Consider the following 15573-nt stretch of genomic DNA (forward strand, 5'->3'; position numbering starts at 1 on the left):
CTTAAAGTCCCAGCTGGGTCTTGGCGAGAATGCCCTTCTGGACCTCGCTTGATCCGCCATAGATCGATGCAGCGCGCAGGATGCCGTAATTGGGCATGATCGTGCCCAGCCATTCTGCATCGTCATCGCCAAGCGGCGCATCATCGTGTCGCACTTCCAGCGCCGACGTACCTGCCGCCGCCAGCAACAGCTCCGAGGCGGCCTGCCTCAGTTCCACGCCCTTCAGCTTCAGAATGGAAGAGCGCGGATCGGCAGCGCTGGACCGGCGCTGCCCATCCAGAATGCGCAACTGCGTGATTTCCAGAATCTTGAGTTCAGCTTCCAGTGCGGCAGCCTTGGCCAGCACTGATCGGTTACCCCCGGCAAGCCGCTTGATCCGTCGGATCAGATGCTTGGTCATGCCGATGCGGGCAATTCCGGTACGCTCGTTCGAGAGCAGGAACTTGGTAACGTCCCAGCCCTTGTTTTCCTCGCCAATCAGGCAATCGACCGGCACACGCACCTCGTCGAGGAACACCTCGTTGACCTCATGCCGTTCATCCAGAGTGATGATCGGGCGGATGGTTACGCCGGGCAGTCGCAAATCGATAAGCAGGAACGAAATGCCCATCTGCTTCTTTGGCGCCTGAGGATCGGAACGGACCAGAGTGAACATCCAGTCTGCATGATGCGCCATGCCTTGCCAGATCTTGTGCCCGCTGACCACGTAATGGTCACCATCGCGCCGCGCGCTTGTGCGCAATGATGCAAGGTCCGATCCTGCACCAGGCTCGGAAAATCCCTGTGCCCACCATATATCCAGATTCGCCGTCGCGGCCAGAAACCGTTCCTGTTGCGCGGCTGTGCCATATTCGATCAGGACGGGCCCGATCATCGATACGTTGAAGGAGACCGGCTCAGGGGCTGGGGCCTGATGCAGCTCGTCCAGAAAGATGTAACGCTGGACCGGAGTAAAGCCCGGCCCGCCGTGGGACTGCGGCCACGAAGGTGTCGCCCAATTCCGGGTGTTCAGCTTGCGCTGCCACGCGACGATCTCTTCCCTGTCAGGGATGCGCCCCTCAACCATCTTGCGATGGGTTACGGGATCGAGATTTTCGCGGATGAAAGCGCGAACATCCAGACGAAACGCTTCTTCCTCGGCAGTAAACCGCAGGTCCATGACGGATGCCGTTCCTTACTTTCCGATGAAGACCGGCTTGCGCTTTTCAGCGAAAGCGCGAATGCCTTCCTTGTAGTCTTCCGACGCGTAGCAGATCTGGAAGAGTTCCTCGCAACGGTCCGTATCGCGCTTGCTCTCGTCCTGTGCGTAAGTCCAAAGCGTGTACTTCACGTCTTCTGCCGTCAGTGGTGCACCGACCGAGATCGTCTTGACGACCTTGTCGATCCACGGCTGGAATTCGTCATTCGGCAGCACGCGGCCGACCAGGCCCTTCACATAGGCCTCCTGCGCATCGAAGCGCAGGCCGCCCAGCAGCATGTCCTTGGCCGCGCCATATCCGATGATGTCCACCATCCGGCGAAGCGAGGAATAGCGGTAACCGATGCCGATGTTCATCGCGGGCTGTCCGAAGCTCGACTGGGCCGAGCAATAGCGCAGATCGCACACCAGCGCGACCGATACGCCACCACCGATGCAATAGCCGTCGATCGCAGCCACAGTGACCTTCTTCGACTTGTAGATCGCCTGCAGGGCATCTTCGCCGGTCTTGGCGTAATGCTCCTGCGCGTCCTTGTCGCCGCGTTCCTGTTCGTACTTGCCGACATCTGCCCCGGCCACGAAAGCCTTGCCGCCTGCGCCGGAGAAAACGATCACACGAACTTCGTCGTCGTTCTCGAACTGCGCCATTGCGTCGCTCATTCCCTGCCACATCTCGAGGCAGATGGCGTTCATCTTCTCCGGCTTGTTGAAGACAACATGGCCTATCGCGCCATCCTTGCGCGTGACGATATACTGGGTCACTTGAAACCTTTCTTGAGGGAATTACCGGACAGCTGCCAGTCAGTGCACCGCAGCGATGGCGGGGCGTTCGACCTCACGCATTTCGGGCTGTGAACGTCCGGAAAGTCCACTGGCGATTGCGCCGCGCAGGGTCTGGACGAACTGATCGCAATGGGCGTGAATTGTGTCGCTCTTGCCCGAGATGCCGACGACGAGCTGCTCCTCGCCCAGACGCTGGGGCAGGAGGACGGCCACGGCAGCCATGCCATTGCCCAGTTCGCCCACAACATAACCCTGCTTGCTGGCGCGGTTAAGCTGCACTTCAAGATCGCTGTAGCGCACGTGCAGCGCCGCTTCGCTTTCTGCGTTGAGGCGGTGAACCAGCTTGCGCACGTTCTCGCGGTACATGATCGACAGCAGGGCAATGCCGAACGGCGAATGCAAGGCGTGGTGCTGCGTGCCCGAAGCAAGCGCAGCCGGCAATTCGTCGCCCACGACATGGACATGCTTGATATCCAGGCCAATCATCGAGGCGAGCACGACTGCCTGACCGGTCTCATCTTTCAACGCGTCCATCATCGGAAGCAGACGGCCGTGGCGGAACAGTTGCGGCTGCACCCATGCGCCGAGCAGAGCAACTCGCGCGGTGGGTCGGAAGGTGCGGGCAGCGCGGTCACGATAGAGATAGCCACGCCGAACCAGCGAACCGAGCAGTTCGGATGTGCTGGATTGCGGGACACACAGGGTCCTGGCGACATCCATTACCGTCACTTCCTGACGGTCGGCCGAGAACATTTCAAAGATCTCGAGCACCCGGTCGGCAGACTTGATCTTCTTTTCGCGCATCACCGTAGCCATGAGCTGATCTCCCAATTGGCGTTCAACCTGTCAGCGGTTGTTATGCCATGTCATGATGTAATGATATGATGCCAGCGGAACGTCTTGGCAAGCGAAACCTTCGCTCCTGCGATCAAGATTTCGAACGCTCGCAAAGTGGCACCAACTGGTTAGAACACCCGGAAATCTGGTCACTTCAGCTAGGAAATCTGATCAATGTCATCCTTCGTGCAGGTGGAACGTCGCGGTCGTATTGCCGTCATCACGCTCAATCGACCTGATTCGCTGAACGCCATTGGCACCCACCAGGATTGCCGTGATCTGGTCGAGGCGATCGAGTCGCTCACCGATGACCGCTCTGTTTCCGTGGGCGTGGTGACAGGTGCCGGGCGTGCCTTCTCCGCCGGCGGCAACCTCAAGGCCATGAAGGAGCGCAATGGCATCGGACCGCTCGACCAGCCCGACTCCACTCGCCACAATTACCGCCGGGGTGTTCAGCGCATCACTACCGCGTTCATGGACTGCGAAGTCCCGCTTATCGCAGCAATGAACGGCCATGCGGTGGGCCTGGGTTGCGATCTCGCCTGCCTGTGCGATATGCGCATTGCCGCTGAAAGTGCCAAATTCTCGGCCAGCTTCATCAAGGTCGGAATCGTTCCCGGAGATGGCGGGGCGTGGTCGCTTCAGCGCGTCGTCGGCTATGCTCGCGCCGCGGAGATGTTCTTTACCGGCGATCGCTACAGCGCGCAGGAAGCGTTGGGGTTCGGCCTGCTCAACCGTGTTGTGCCCGATGATCAGCTTATGCCCGAAGCGCTTGCGTTGGCAGAACGCATCGCCAACAATCCAGCGCGCGCGCTGCGCCTGACCAAGCGCCTGCTGCGTGAGGCGCAGACCCAGCGGATGTCCGAAATTCTGGAACTTTCAGCAGCCTATCAGGCGCTCGCCCACGAAACGGGCGATCACGCAGAAGCTCTCGATGCATTCCTGGAAAAGCGTGATCCCGTGTTCAAGGGCAATTGAACCGGTAGCCTGCGGGTCGGCATCTCAGCCGGCCCGCGTCATGCATCAGACGCTGTAGAGGTTGGCCTTGAGTTCCACTTCATAGCGGTAGCGCCCGGGATGATAGTGCTGACGCGCCACTTCGACCAGTTCCCCGGCTGTCGTGTAGTACTTGCGCTGCGCGCCAAGCACCGGCGTGCCTTCAGGCAAATCCAGGTACTTGACCGTCGTGCCATGCGCCTGTGCCGCCTCAATGATCTGGGTTGCGCGCCCCACCCGCACGCCCAGCTTGCGCTCGACAATGCGGACGATCGGTTCACTGCCGACGATGTCATCGACCGTCAGCTTGCCGGACATGGCAGGCGTGAAGAAGAACTCGGAGTGGGCAGTCGGCCCTTCCTTGGTGCGGCTTATCAGTTCCAGCCGCAACAGCTTGCCGCCCGGTTCAAGGCCAAATTCGGCAAGAATTTCATCCGGTGCCACGCGTTCCTCTAACGAAACAAGCAGAGGCTCCAGTCCGTATGCCGTCATCAGAAAGGCATCGAGCGAGCCGCTCAACTGCACGGAGTGGAACGCTGACGAACGTTCTGCGACAAACGACCCCACGCCCCGCCTGCGCTGGATAAGGCCTTGTCCATCCAACGATTCAAGCGCACGGCGCACAGTGATCCGGCTCACGCCATAAGCATGGCCCATCTGCTCTTCAGTGGGCAACATCTGGCCCGGCGCGAACTCGCCCGAACCGATCCGCCCCTTCAGATCCTGCTCCAACTGATGGTACAGAGGGATGGGACCGACAGCTAACTTCATTGCTGACCACTGCGACATATCATTGCCTTATACCGATACTTGCCCCTGGCGAAGAGCAACGCCGAGCCCATCATCCGTGCGATCCAGGCGACTTTGGCACCAGTAAGCACTTCTATTGCCCATGCGCATCAAAGAACGTGATGACATCTGCCGCAAAAGCCTGTGGCTCTTCCATGGCGGCAAAGTGTCCACCTGCCGCCATCTTGCTCCAACGCCTTACATTGTAAGCCATTTCGGCAAGGCGGCGACTTGGCATAGGATAGAATTCTCCAGGAAAATGCGCTAGTCCTGTTGGTACCGTCACTGGCCCCGGATGGCGCTTTTCCTTGCTGCTGCCATAATACATCCACAGCGAAGACATGACATTATCCGTCACCAGGTAGGTCATCAGATTGGTGATCAGGTGATCCTTGCTGAAACGGCTCTCGATCTTTCCGCCCGTATCCCCCCAACGCCAGAACTTCTCCACCACCCAGGCCGCCCAGCCGACAGGATTATCATGCAGGGCCAGGCCGATTGTCTGTGGTTTGGTCGCCTGTTCGTGTTGATAGCCACTTTCGGCCTGCATTAGCTTGCCAACAGCCTGCCAGTACTCTGCCAACTCGGGGACATCGCTCGAGCCGGGGGGCGGTCCCATGAAGAAGTTCACGTGGATCGCAGCCACCGCGTCGGCATGGGCAGCCCCTAGTTGTTGCGTCACCGCGCTTCCCCAATCCCCGCCCTGCGCCAGAAATCGCGGATAGCCAAGGATGTCGACCATCAACCTGCGCCACAGCGCTGCCACTGCTGCCGGACCGATGGGCTTTTCCGGCCGCCCGGACCAGCCATATCCCGGCAACGAAGGTATCACCAGCGTATAGCCCGCCGCGTGAAGCAGCGGAATGACGGCCTGGAACTCTACGACAGAACCCGGCCAGCCGTGCGTCATGATGATCGGCAATGGCCGCGAACCATCGCCGGGAATATGGTAGAAGTGGATGTCGATCCCGTCGACTTGCGCCATGTATTGCGGCCAGCGATTGAGCTCTGCCTCATGCACACGCCAATCGTAATGGTCGCGCCAGTGGTCCACCAGATCGGCGAGATAGCCGCGATCCATGCCGTATTCCCAGGCGCCACCCTCAGCCGGCGCATAGCCGATGCGGCTGTCAGCAACGCGCGCGGCGATACGATCAATCACGGATTGTGGGACATCGATACGAAACGGTCGGGCTGCCATGCAGGACTCGTTAATGCTTGAGAGAAGTTGAATTTGGAAGCTGCCCTTCAATCTGCTGCAGGTTCATATCCAATGCGACACCTGCAGACGCTCTATCGCAGTTACGATGTTCCATGCTCATCGGTGCAAAACACAAGGGTGACTTGTTAGACCCGCTCCATTCTTCGAGCCGTGCTCCATCCATGCAGAACCACAACGCATGTCAGGTGCTCTTGCTGCAACAATCGTCGAGGGTGTGAAAGATGTCTGAAATCAATGCTCCACAGCGGGGTGACTTTCAGTGGCTCGGGATGTCGGGTTCATTCGAACCTTCGGTGGAGGGTGCTTCCGATCCGCGCGGCTATTTCGGCCTGGTGCCCGAAGCGACCTACCCATGGGGCACATTCCGTGATGAAGAGGGCAAGGTCTATATCTTCATGCGCCGCTTCCCGTTTGACGGCCTGACAGAACCCCCGCGCGAAGCAGGAACTCGCAGCACCATCGGCCGCCGGGCAGTCCTCTTCGTGCAGAACGATGCAGGTGAACTACACGTCGATCACCGTTCGATCCGCACGGGGTACAACACCGACACGATCATCGAGGTCGATGGTGAGAAAATCGTCTGGCACGCTGACGAAGTTGATGAAAAGCGCCGTGGCTTCCATGCCGTCTATCGGCCAGATCGCCTTGAATACCGGGAAGACGGGCTGATTGACATTGCCGGACCTTCGCTGAAGCCGGGACTGCAGTGGTATCTTCCCGGTCGGGATAACGGCCTGTTCTACACATCGCAGACTTTCGCATGTGAAGGCACGATTCTGGGCAAGAAAGTTACAGGCTTCCTGTTCATCGAACAGGCTTACATGAAGCCTGACGGCGTGCTCTACATGGTAAACGACGTGCTGGTTGGCGCAGAAACGCACCTTACCTGGTACAGCTTTGCCACTGAATACGAAGGTGGCGAGTTTGAATTTGGCCACTTCATCGTCGGCCACGACCGGCTTGGCATCGGCGTCGTCTCGAACCAGAACGGGCTTGTCGTTCAGTCCTCGACAGTTTCGGCAAAGGTCAGCCGCGCGACTGACGGCTGGTCGGAACGGGTCGATCTCGACGTCGATGGGCAAGCGTGGGAGATTATCCAGCCAGTGGATCTGCGCATTCTCCCCACGGCCCACACCCCGAACCGCCAGCAGGAAGGGATGGTGCGCCGGGTTGGTGAAACACGAAAGGCCGTGCGCTGGATGGCATGGGGCGAAACGGCCCACGGCGAAGAACGCAATCTGCGTTACGCACCGGGATACCGCCCGATCGCTTCGCACGGCTGAAGCGATCCTGCCAATTCCCCATCCGCATCAAGTACCAAGGAGCAAAAATCCTGATGCCCGGTTTCCCTGATCTTACCGGTCGCACCGTTCTGGTGACTGGCGCTTCATCCGGCCTTGGTGCGGAGTTTGCGCGGTCTGCAGCAGCGGCAGGTGCGTCAGTGGCCCTGGCTGCGCGCAGGCTGGACCGCCTTGTCTCACTTCAGGCAGTGATCGAGGCGGCAGGCGGCAAGGCGATTGCCGTCGAAATGGATGTCGAGGACGAAGCATCCGTCATTCGCGGTTTCGATGAAGCGCAGGCAGCGATCGGCCCGATCATGTCGGTCATTGCCAATGCGGGCATGAATGCGCCCAGTTCGGCACTCGGGTTGCCGATTGACGGTTTCGACAAGGTTGTAAGTATCAATCTGCGCGGAGCTTTCCTCACCGCGCGCGAAGCCGCCAAGCGGATGATCGCCGCCGGTTCACCGCAAAGCGGCGCAGGCCGCATCGTGCTGGTCGGGTCGGTCGGGTCGCACCGCGTGCTGGACAAGCTTGTCGCCTACAATACCACCAAGGCCGGTGTCCTGATGATGGGCAAGGCGCTTGCCAAGGAATGGGCGCTCAAGGGTATCAACGTCAACACCGTCTGCCCCGGCTGGATCAAGACCGAACTGAACACGGAATGGCTTGAAACCCCGGCAGGTCAGGCACTGATCGAAAGCTTCCCGCGCAAGCGCGTGATGGAACCCTCTGATCTTGCCGACATGGTCCTGTTCCTCCTCTCCGACGCCTCGCGAACTGTAACAGGCGGCGGCTTCGAACTGGACGATGGGCAATCGCTCTGATCGAACCGGTCCCCAACTGGGGATGGCCGGACGATGCGAGGCATCTAGCATCGTAGAACCAATGAAGTCGGGAGAGTTCCATGCGCGCAGCCGTATTCAAGGAAGCTGGCAAGCCCTGGGTGGTGGAACAACGCCCTGATCCAACGCCGGGCGAAGGTGAGGCGGTGATCAAGGTGGGCCGTTGCGGAATCTGCGGCACGGACCTCAACATGACATCTGGCAAGGGATATGATTTCCCCTGCGACACGATCCTTGGCCATGAGTTTTCCGGTGAAGTGGTCGCCATCGGAAAAGGCGTCTCCACTCTGAAGATCGGCGATCGCGTGACTGCCCTGCCCGCCGCTGGTTGCGGGACGTGCGAAGTCTGCCGGGCCGGACAAGTGGTGATGTGCCCCAACATGTCGCCCTATTCTGGCGGCTATGCCGAATACCTGCGGATTGCCGAACGCGTCGCGGTCAAGCTTCCAGATGCGCTAAGCCTGAATGATGGAGCATTGGTTGAACCACTGGCGGTTGGCCTGCATGGTGTGCGTCTCGCCAACGTGCCGCTTGGGTCGAAGGTTCTTGTGCTGGGCGCAGGCGCGGTCGGCCTTGCCGCCACGTTCTGGTCAAAGCGCCTTGGCGCGGGACGTGTTGTCGCCGCATCGCGTTCGGAACGCCGCCGCGACATAGCCTTGGCATTGGGCGCGGACGATTTTGTCCAGACTGGCGAGGGAGAAATGGAGCGGGTTGTCGCCGCACTTGGTGGCATGCCTGACTATGTCTTCGAAGCAGCGGGCGCGGTCGGCATGCTGCAGCAGTCGATCAATCTGGTGAAGCCGAATGGCCACGTCATCTCACTTGGTTTCTGCATGGCACCTGATCCGGTGGTCCCCGGCATCAGCACTTTCAAGCAGGTCAAGCTGACGTTCTCGATGGCGTGGACCGTGCCGGAATTCCAGTACGCCGTCGATACCATGGACGCAGGCCACGTCGAGCCGCGCCAGATGATAACGAGCAACATCGGCCTTGATGCCCTGCCGGACATGATTGAAAAGCTGCGCGGATCACATGACGAGACAAAGGTCCACGTCGACCCGTTTGCATGATCCTGCCTGAGCCGCTGACTTCCTGGGAAGTCTGGCCAACACGATGTCGGCTGCTCAGTATCCCCATCGCGCCAGCGACGCTTTGGCCCGCGCAGCAACATCTGCGCTGCGCTGCGCGGGGTTAACCCGCCGTGCACCGGGCAATCGCGCCACAACGTCGGCCAAGGCAATCTTTTCGACCACAGGAGCATCTGCAACCGTGCCGTCATACCAGCGCATCTGGACCAGACCTGTCGGAGTACCAATCGGATCAAGCCAGTTGGCGATGCCCGGATCTTCAAGGCTGAGAACCATGGATATCCGCCCGTCCGGATCCCGCTCGGCCTGAAAGCCGTTGAGCCCGCTTTGATGGTAGCTGAAATCCAGCGTCATCCACCACCAGTCTACCAGCTGGAACGACCAGTACCGTGCCTGCGGCTCATCCAGCGTGATCACCAGCGCCTCGCCAGGTTCGATATCCCACACCATGCCGCCGTAGCCAGCACGGCCTGACGCACCATGATCGGTCGCCCCCGATCCGCGGACCAGCCCGAATGCATTGTTCTGACCGCCCGCCAGTTTGCGGTTCATGTTGGCATAGCCCATCGCGCGCGCCACCGTTCGTTCCAGCAGATGGCCCGAGCGAAGCAGCCGTTCATGCGTTACCGATGTTGGCAAAACCATCGCATCGCCTGCGGGATCAAGGCATTCGATGTGAATGTCGATGCCGCGTTCTCCTGCCCAATCCCACCAGGTATCGCGCAGCTGCGCGTAGATGACTGGCTCGGTCGGATCGAGCGGCAGCCAATCGCCCGCGTAACCTGCCGGGCGCTGCGCTGATGCAATGAAGCTGAAACTGCCGTCCGGTCCTGTCTGCAGCGTATCGAAATCGAGATTGCCGAGGCCGCGCATGTCCTCCCGCTCGAAATAGCCGTTGAACAACTGCAGATCGGAAAACCGGGTCGTGCCACGGCGACCATGGATCCGATAGGTCCGTCGTCCGTCAATGAAGGCCCAGGCGTAGACCATGTCGGATGACGGCCCACCCCACGGTGCTTCGTAAGGGCTCCAGATCGTCTGACGATAGAATGCGGGATAATCGGGCCGATGAAGCGCGTGGAAATGATGGCACCCGGCCTGCATCGCAACCAGTGCATACTCGGCCTGGTCACGAACGCGGGCGTGAACGGCTTCGGGCCGGGCGAGCATCCGGGACCGGGCCTTCTGCACCAGCGCGTTGTATTCTGCCCAGACAGCGGCCCCGGCGTCGATCTGGCCAGCGGCGCTCATGCGGCAAACTTCGGGTCTGGGGTCAGGCCAAACCGTTCGTAATATCCATCCAGACGCGCACGAAGACGCGGGATGTCGATGCCGAAATCTTCCGGGCCGTAGTTCACGGGCACACGATCCTTCTTCGCATTGTCCGCAGCATAGGCCGCCATGGCCGCGCGCGCTTCTGGTGTAACCGCCACCCCTGCCTCTGCCAGCACACGCTCTGCCACGGGCAGCGGGTTGCCCATCAGGTCGGCAAAGGGAACGCTTATGAAGTGCGGATCATTCATCGGACGGTCACGGACATAGGCTTCGACAAGCCGCCCGATCATGCCTTCTGCCGCCTCACCGGTTGCCAGAGGATCTGGTCGATCTGTGCGCAGGCGCTGGCCGTAGCAGCACAGATTGGCAAGGCTGGCAGCCGCGGTCAGCGGGTCGCGCAGCGTTTCGACGATCACCGCGTCGGGGAAGGCTGCGCGCAGTGGTCCAAGCTGCTCCATATGCTGCGGCGCTTTCAGAAGCCACCGTCGCCCACCGCCACGCATCCACTGCAGCGTCTGCAACACCTGCCGGAAGTGGCGATATCCGGCGGTATGATCGGCCGCAGCATACCACTTTCCGAAGGACGGCAGGATATAGACCCATTCATAGACCGTTGAGGCAAATCCGGGTCCAAGGAGGTAAATCTCCTCCTCCGGCTCTTCCGCCGCCACCTGATGCAACGCAAGAAGGCCTGGCGCAAATCGCCTGAGTCCATCGACATTGCGTTCTGCCTGCTCAATCAGCGGCCCGTCCTCGGGAGGACGGATTGCGGGATCATGCTGCGGAAGGGGTGAAAGGTTCTCCCAGAACGGCACTGCACGCAAGGCCGGATGCTGGGCCAGCAACTGTTGCAGGAACGTGGTGCCCGAACGGGGCAGGCCAACGACCACAATCGGTGCTTCGATCTTCTCATCAAGAATCTCGGGGTGCCGGTTCCACAGATCCTGAAAGCGCAACCGCTGAACCAGATGGTCGAGAATCTGGCCGTATAGGTTGCGTCGACCCACCGGGCTGAGGTCAAGTTCCTCATCGGCAGATCCACAAAGCTGATCCAGCGCTTCTCGGAAACTCGCATCACCAAAGTCCGAAAGACCCGTGGCTTCCTTGGCCGCTGTGATCAGATGTTCGGAATCGAATGGCCAGCGAGTTGCTGCAACATCGCGCAGTTTGTCATTCGATGCGGCGAGGCCAGCGGGAAGTTCGGGGAATGCCAGCGACCGGCCGACATCGGTCAATGTCGCCGCATCAATGATACGGTTCTTCAGCATCAGAACAACTCCGCAGGCCAACCTTTGCGGTACACCTATCGAGGATGTTCCGCCCATGCCAACCCATCGTGCCGATCAAGCGCAGGCGCGATATGGCCATTCCCGTTTCCCCGGGGAAACATGCAATTCAGCCACCTCTGACGGCCAATGCAGATATCGGCATAACGATCATCGCGGCGCAAGGGACGATGCGTGTCCGCACAATCTCGACAAGAGTTGTCCGTAGCGACAAGGGTCAGAGTACAGATCGCGTACGACAGGAACCGACAGATGACAGATTCCATCGCCGAGGTGAAACCCGACGAGCAGTTCACGGCATTTCTGGGCGAGGGACGCTTCATGATCCAGCGTGGCGTGGACACGGGAACATATGTCTTCTTTCCCCGCGCAGTGGCGCCGGTGACGGGTGAGAATCTCGAATGGGTCGAGGCGTCAGGTCTTGGCACAGTCTACTCCACAACCGTCGTGCGCAAGCGCCCGCCCGAGCCAAGCCTTAACGTTGCTCTGATCGATCTGGCTGAAGGCCCTCGGATGATGAGCCGCGTAGAAGGGATCGACCCGGCCGACGTGCGCATCGGCATGGCTGTGCGTGCCCGTATCATCGAGGCCGAGGATGGCCCGCTGATTGTGTTCGTGCCCGCAAGCAATCTTGACGGAAAGGATCCGGCATGACCTCCGCCCTGTTCCCTCGCGGCAAGACCGCCATCGTTGGCGTCGGCACCTTCGGCACCGGCAGGGCGCCGGGTTATGAGCCGCACGATATTGCAGCCATCGCTGCACGCAATGCCTTGCTGGAGGCCGGACTGACCTTTGCCGATGTGGATGGCCTGTTCTATACGAACAGCGCAGACACCTTCGGTGGCGGCACCAGCTTTGCCCAATACCTCGGCATCCAGCCCAAGGTCATCGACAACAGTCGCCCCGGCGGCAACGTGTTCGAAACCTGGCTGGAACGGGCAGCGTGGCTGCTGGATGCAGGGCTGATCAACTGTGCGTTGATCGCGTTCGGATCAAATCAGGCCTCGGCTTCAGGCAAGCTCTCCCGCACCTCGCAGCCATGGCCGTATGAAGCGCGCTATCAGCCGATAAATCCGGTCAGTTCCTACGCCCTTGCAACCGCGCGCCATATGCATGAATTCGGCACCACGAAGGACCAGTTGGGCGAAGTGGCCGTGGCTGCCCGGCAATGGGCCATGCTCAATCCCGAAGCGTTCAAGCGCGATCCGATGACGCTGGACGATTATCGTGCTTCGCGCCTTGTATCAGATCCTCTCTCGGTTCTGGACTGCTGCCTTGTTACAGATGGTGGTGCCGCTATCGTGATGACGCGGGCAGACCGCGCGGCTGACCTCAAGGCGAAGCCGATCAAGGTACTGTCTGCTGCCAGCGGCACGACTCACCACAACATCTCGACCATGCCTGACCTTACCCGCACCGCGCTGGCCGAATGCAGCGCCCGCGCTTATGCCGCAGCGGGCGTCGGACCGCAGGATATTGATGTGGTGGAACTGTATGATGCCTTCACCATCAACACGATCCTGTTCCTCGAAGACCTCGGCTTCTGCCCCAAGGGCGAAGGTGGCCGCTTTGTGGAAGGCGGCGCAATCGCGCCCGGTGGACGGCTGCCGGTGAACACGAATGGCGGCGGGCTCTCCTGCACCCATCCCGGCATGTATGGACTTTTCACGATCATCGAAGCCGTGCGGCAGCTTCGCGGCGAGTGCGGCAGTCGGCAGGTAGCCGATGCCCGCACAGCCATTGCCCAAGGTAACGGTGGCGTACTTTCGGCACAGGCGCTTGCAATTCTGGCGAACGATTGAAAGCCCGATGGGCCGCCGCAACAAAGACCTGTTCGGCAAGACTTCGAAGACCGGCTCAGTTTCCACCTGAGCCGGTCTTCAAGTTTGCCAGAGCGTCAGAGCGCTTCCGGCGTAGCGAGCAAATCGTTGAGCCGGCGCAGGAAACGTGCTGCATCTGCGCCATTGATAACCCGGTGATCGTAGCTCAGCGAGAGCGGCATCATCGATCTGGGTTCAAAGGCAGAACCGTTCCAGACGGCCTTGGTCTGGGTTCGGGTTATGCCGAGGATGGCAACTTCAGGCTGGTTGATGATAGGCGTGAACGCCGTACCGCCGATGCCACCCAGCGAGGTAATGGTCATGCAGCCACCTTCCATGGCAGCCATTGGCAGACCTTTGCTACGCGCCTGCTCGCTCAACTCCCTGAGTTCAGCAGAAAGGGCAACGAGGCTCTTGGCTGCGACATCGCGCAGGACTGGCACCATCAGGCCAAGGGGCCCGTCAACGGCAATCCCGACATTCATATAGCGCTTGGCGATAACGCTCTTGCCATCTTCACTGAGCGATGCGTTGAACTGGGGAAACTCCTGAAGCAGTATTGCAAGCGCTTTGGCCACGTAGATGACAGGCGTCACTTTCGCCTCGGCGGCCAAGGCCTTTCGATGCTGGTCTACAGCGGAGACATCGACCTCATCGTGGTGCGTGACATGCGGGATCTGCGTCCAGCTTTGCGAAAGCCGACGGGCCACGACTTGCTGAAACTTCGAGAGTGGCTGCGCCTCGACTTCGCCGAACTGCGCTAGGTAAGACGTCAGTGAGCCATCGGACATTTCTGCAAAATCCCAGTTAATTGCGGCAGAGATCTGACCCCATCAGGCCTGAATCAGCGTGACCTTGGCCACCTCATCCAGCACCATCTGCGCGTGTTCCTTCCGGCAGATGAGCAGATCGGGCATGTAGGTATCGGCCTGGTTATAGACGAGCGGGCTGCCGTCGATGCGGCTGCAGTGCAGGCCGTGCGCCAATGCAACGGCAACCGGCGCGCACGAATCCCATTCGAACTGGCCTCCGGAATGCAGGTAGAGATCGGCATCGCCGAGGATGACCGCCATGGCCTTGGCGCCTGCGCTACCCATCGGGACCAGTTCCGCACCGATAGCTTCGGCCACGGCCACCGCTTCGTGCGCGGGGCGGGTGCGGCTGACGACCATGCGCAGGGTTGCCGGTGCATGTGGCACCTCGCGCGGCTGGTCGGTGCGCAGGACGAGGCCTGCGCCGTCATTCGCTCCGGGCAAGGCAACTGCGCCTATGCTCGCCACGCCATCTATGGCGAGTCCAACGTGCACCGCCCAGTCCGCCCGTGCCTCACCGTACTCGCGCGTGCCGTCGACCGGGTCGACGATCCACGTGCGGGCGAACTGCAGGCGGTCGAGGTTGTCCTTCTCCTCTTCCGACAGCAATCCGTCCTCGGGCCGCTGTTCGCGCAGGGCATGGACAAGGAACTGGTTGGCCGTGGCATCTCCAGCCTTGCCCAGTTTCTTGAGGCTGAGCATTCCGCTCTCCCGAACAGTCAGAAGGAGCTTTCCGGCCACTTCTGCCAGATGGGCGGCGAGTTCTGCGTCATTCATGCGTTTGTCCTCTCCCGCCGTCATCAGATCGTTGGCGCCCAACCGAGAAGGGCGTTGACGATGCGTTCGGCGGCATTTTCGGGTGATTCCGTGGTGGTGTCTACGCGGAAGTCCGGGTTTTCGGGGGCTTCGTAGGGGCTGTCGATCCCGGTGAAGTTCTTGAGCTGGCCCGAACGCGCCTTCTTGTAGAGGCCCTTCACGTCGCGTGCTTCGGCCACTTCCAGCGGCGTGTCGACGAAGATCTCGACGAACTCGCCTTCGGCCATGAGCGAGCGCACCATCTCGCGCTCGGCGCGGAAGGGGCTGATGAAGGCGGTCAGCACGATCAGGCCGGCGTCGGTCATCAGGCGCGCCACTTCGCCGACGCGGCGGATGTTCTCGATGCGGTCGGCCTCGGTGAAGCCCAGGTCCTTGTTGAGACCATGGCGCACGTTGTCGCCATCAAGCAGGAAGGTGTGCTTGCCCACGGCGTGCAGGCGCTTCTCGACCATGTTGGCGATGGTCGACTTGCCCGAGCCGGAGAGGCCGGTGAACCACAGCACCTTGGGCTTCTGCTGCTTGAGCG

Annotated in this window: 16 protein-coding genes; 6 read left to right on the forward strand and 10 right to left on the reverse strand. The window is 60.6% G+C overall.

From position 1 onward, the window contains the following. Position 1: 1 nt before the first annotated feature. From IQ25_RS19890 to IQ25_RS19900, 3 genes are read right to left on the reverse strand one after another with little or no spacing between them, the layout of a single operon-like run. On the reverse strand, positions 2-1159 hold the full coding sequence (locus IQ25_RS19890; protein WP_144908028.1) for an acyl-CoA dehydrogenase family protein: 1158 nt from the start codon (positions 1157-1159) through the stop codon (positions 2-4). 15 nt (positions 1160-1174) lie between these two features. Further along, positions 1175-1960: an enoyl-CoA hydratase gene (locus tag IQ25_RS19895; protein WP_144908029.1), complete on the reverse strand. Its 786-nt coding sequence runs from the start codon at positions 1958-1960 to the stop codon at positions 1175-1177. A gap of 39 nt (positions 1961-1999) precedes the next feature. Further along, positions 2000-2797 (reverse strand): IclR family transcriptional regulator, encoded by a 798-nt coding sequence (locus tag IQ25_RS19900; protein WP_144908030.1) that lies wholly within the window; start codon positions 2795-2797, stop codon positions 2000-2002. Positions 2798-2992: 195 nt separating this feature from the next. Here IQ25_RS19900 and IQ25_RS19905 point away from each other — a divergent pair, with 195 nt between their 5' ends. After that, positions 2993-3796: a crotonase/enoyl-CoA hydratase family protein gene (locus tag IQ25_RS19905; protein WP_144908031.1), complete on the forward strand. Its 804-nt coding sequence runs from the start codon at positions 2993-2995 to the stop codon at positions 3794-3796. A gap of 45 nt (positions 3797-3841) precedes the next feature. On the opposite strand, the gene IQ25_RS19910 is transcribed toward IQ25_RS19905, so the two are convergent. Together IQ25_RS19910 and IQ25_RS19915 are read right to left on the reverse strand one after the other, a co-directional pair. Further along, positions 3842-4585, reverse strand: a complete 744-nt coding sequence (locus IQ25_RS19910) for a GntR family transcriptional regulator (RefSeq protein WP_158637812.1) — start codon at positions 4583-4585, stop codon at positions 3842-3844. 112 nt (positions 4586-4697) lie between these two features. Next, positions 4698-5855 (reverse strand): epoxide hydrolase family protein, encoded by a 1158-nt coding sequence (locus IQ25_RS19915; RefSeq protein ID WP_246415753.1) that lies wholly within the window; start codon positions 5853-5855, stop codon positions 4698-4700. A gap of 191 nt (positions 5856-6046) precedes the next feature. On the opposite strand from IQ25_RS19915, the gene IQ25_RS19920 reads away from it, so the two are divergent. From IQ25_RS19920 to IQ25_RS19930, 3 genes are all read left to right on the forward strand, one after another. Continuing rightward, positions 6047-7108: a hypothetical protein gene (locus IQ25_RS19920; protein WP_144908033.1), complete on the forward strand. Its 1062-nt coding sequence runs from the start codon at positions 6047-6049 to the stop codon at positions 7106-7108. A 53-nt stretch (positions 7109-7161) separates the two neighbouring features. Then, a complete protein-coding gene (locus IQ25_RS19925; protein ID WP_144908034.1) occupies positions 7162-7932 on the forward strand; it encodes an SDR family NAD(P)-dependent oxidoreductase in 771 nt (256 codons plus the stop codon). Positions 7933-8012: 80 nt separating this feature from the next. Beyond that, a complete protein-coding gene (locus tag IQ25_RS19930; RefSeq protein WP_144908035.1) occupies positions 8013-9020 on the forward strand; it encodes an alcohol dehydrogenase catalytic domain-containing protein in 1008 nt (335 codons plus the stop codon). 54 nt (positions 9021-9074) lie between these two features. On the opposite strand, the gene IQ25_RS19935 is transcribed toward IQ25_RS19930, so the two are convergent. Continuing rightward, positions 9075-10289 (reverse strand): DUF1214 domain-containing protein, encoded by a 1215-nt coding sequence (locus IQ25_RS19935; RefSeq protein WP_144908036.1) that lies wholly within the window; start codon positions 10287-10289, stop codon positions 9075-9077. Next, complete coding sequence (locus tag IQ25_RS19940) at positions 10286-11581, reverse strand: sulfotransferase family protein (RefSeq protein ID WP_158637813.1); 1296 nt, start codon at positions 11579-11581, stop codon at positions 10286-10288. Before IQ25_RS19940 ends, IQ25_RS19935 begins: the two co-directional genes overlap by 4 nt. 270 nt (positions 11582-11851) lie before the next feature. Here IQ25_RS19940 and IQ25_RS19945 point away from each other — a divergent pair, with 270 nt between their 5' ends. Together IQ25_RS19945 and IQ25_RS19950 are read left to right on the forward strand one after the other, a co-directional pair. Continuing rightward, positions 11852-12253: a Zn-ribbon domain-containing OB-fold protein gene (locus IQ25_RS19945; RefSeq protein ID WP_144908038.1), complete on the forward strand. Its 402-nt coding sequence runs from the start codon at positions 11852-11854 to the stop codon at positions 12251-12253. Continuing rightward, positions 12250-13401 carry an acetyl-CoA acetyltransferase gene (locus IQ25_RS19950; protein WP_144908039.1) on the forward strand — a complete coding sequence of 384 codons (1152 nt, stop codon included), beginning with the start codon at positions 12250-12252 and terminating at the stop codon, positions 13399-13401. Before IQ25_RS19945 ends, IQ25_RS19950 begins: the two co-directional genes overlap by 4 nt. Positions 13402-13496: 95 nt before the next feature. Here IQ25_RS19950 and IQ25_RS19955 read toward each other — a convergent pair whose 3' ends face one another. From IQ25_RS19955 to cysC, 3 genes are all read right to left on the reverse strand, one after another. Beyond that, complete coding sequence (locus IQ25_RS19955) at positions 13497-14210, reverse strand: 2-oxo acid dehydrogenase subunit E2 (protein ID WP_144908040.1); 714 nt, start codon at positions 14208-14210, stop codon at positions 13497-13499. A gap of 42 nt (positions 14211-14252) precedes the next feature. Continuing rightward, the gene (locus tag IQ25_RS19960) at positions 14253-15008 is read right to left on the reverse strand and encodes a 3'(2'),5'-bisphosphate nucleotidase CysQ (protein WP_246415754.1); all 756 of its coding nucleotides are present in this window, start codon (positions 15006-15008) and stop codon (positions 14253-14255) included. 23 nt (positions 15009-15031) lie between these two features. Beyond that, positions 15032-15573, reverse strand: a 542-nt coding sequence (gene cysC / locus IQ25_RS19965) for an adenylyl-sulfate kinase (RefSeq protein ID WP_144905014.1), incomplete at its 5' end; no start/stop codon positions are given.

Origin of the sequence: Novosphingobium taihuense (assembly GCF_007830315.1) — a bacterium.
Taxonomy (GTDB): domain Bacteria; phylum Pseudomonadota; class Alphaproteobacteria; order Sphingomonadales; family Sphingomonadaceae; genus Novosphingobium; species Novosphingobium taihuense.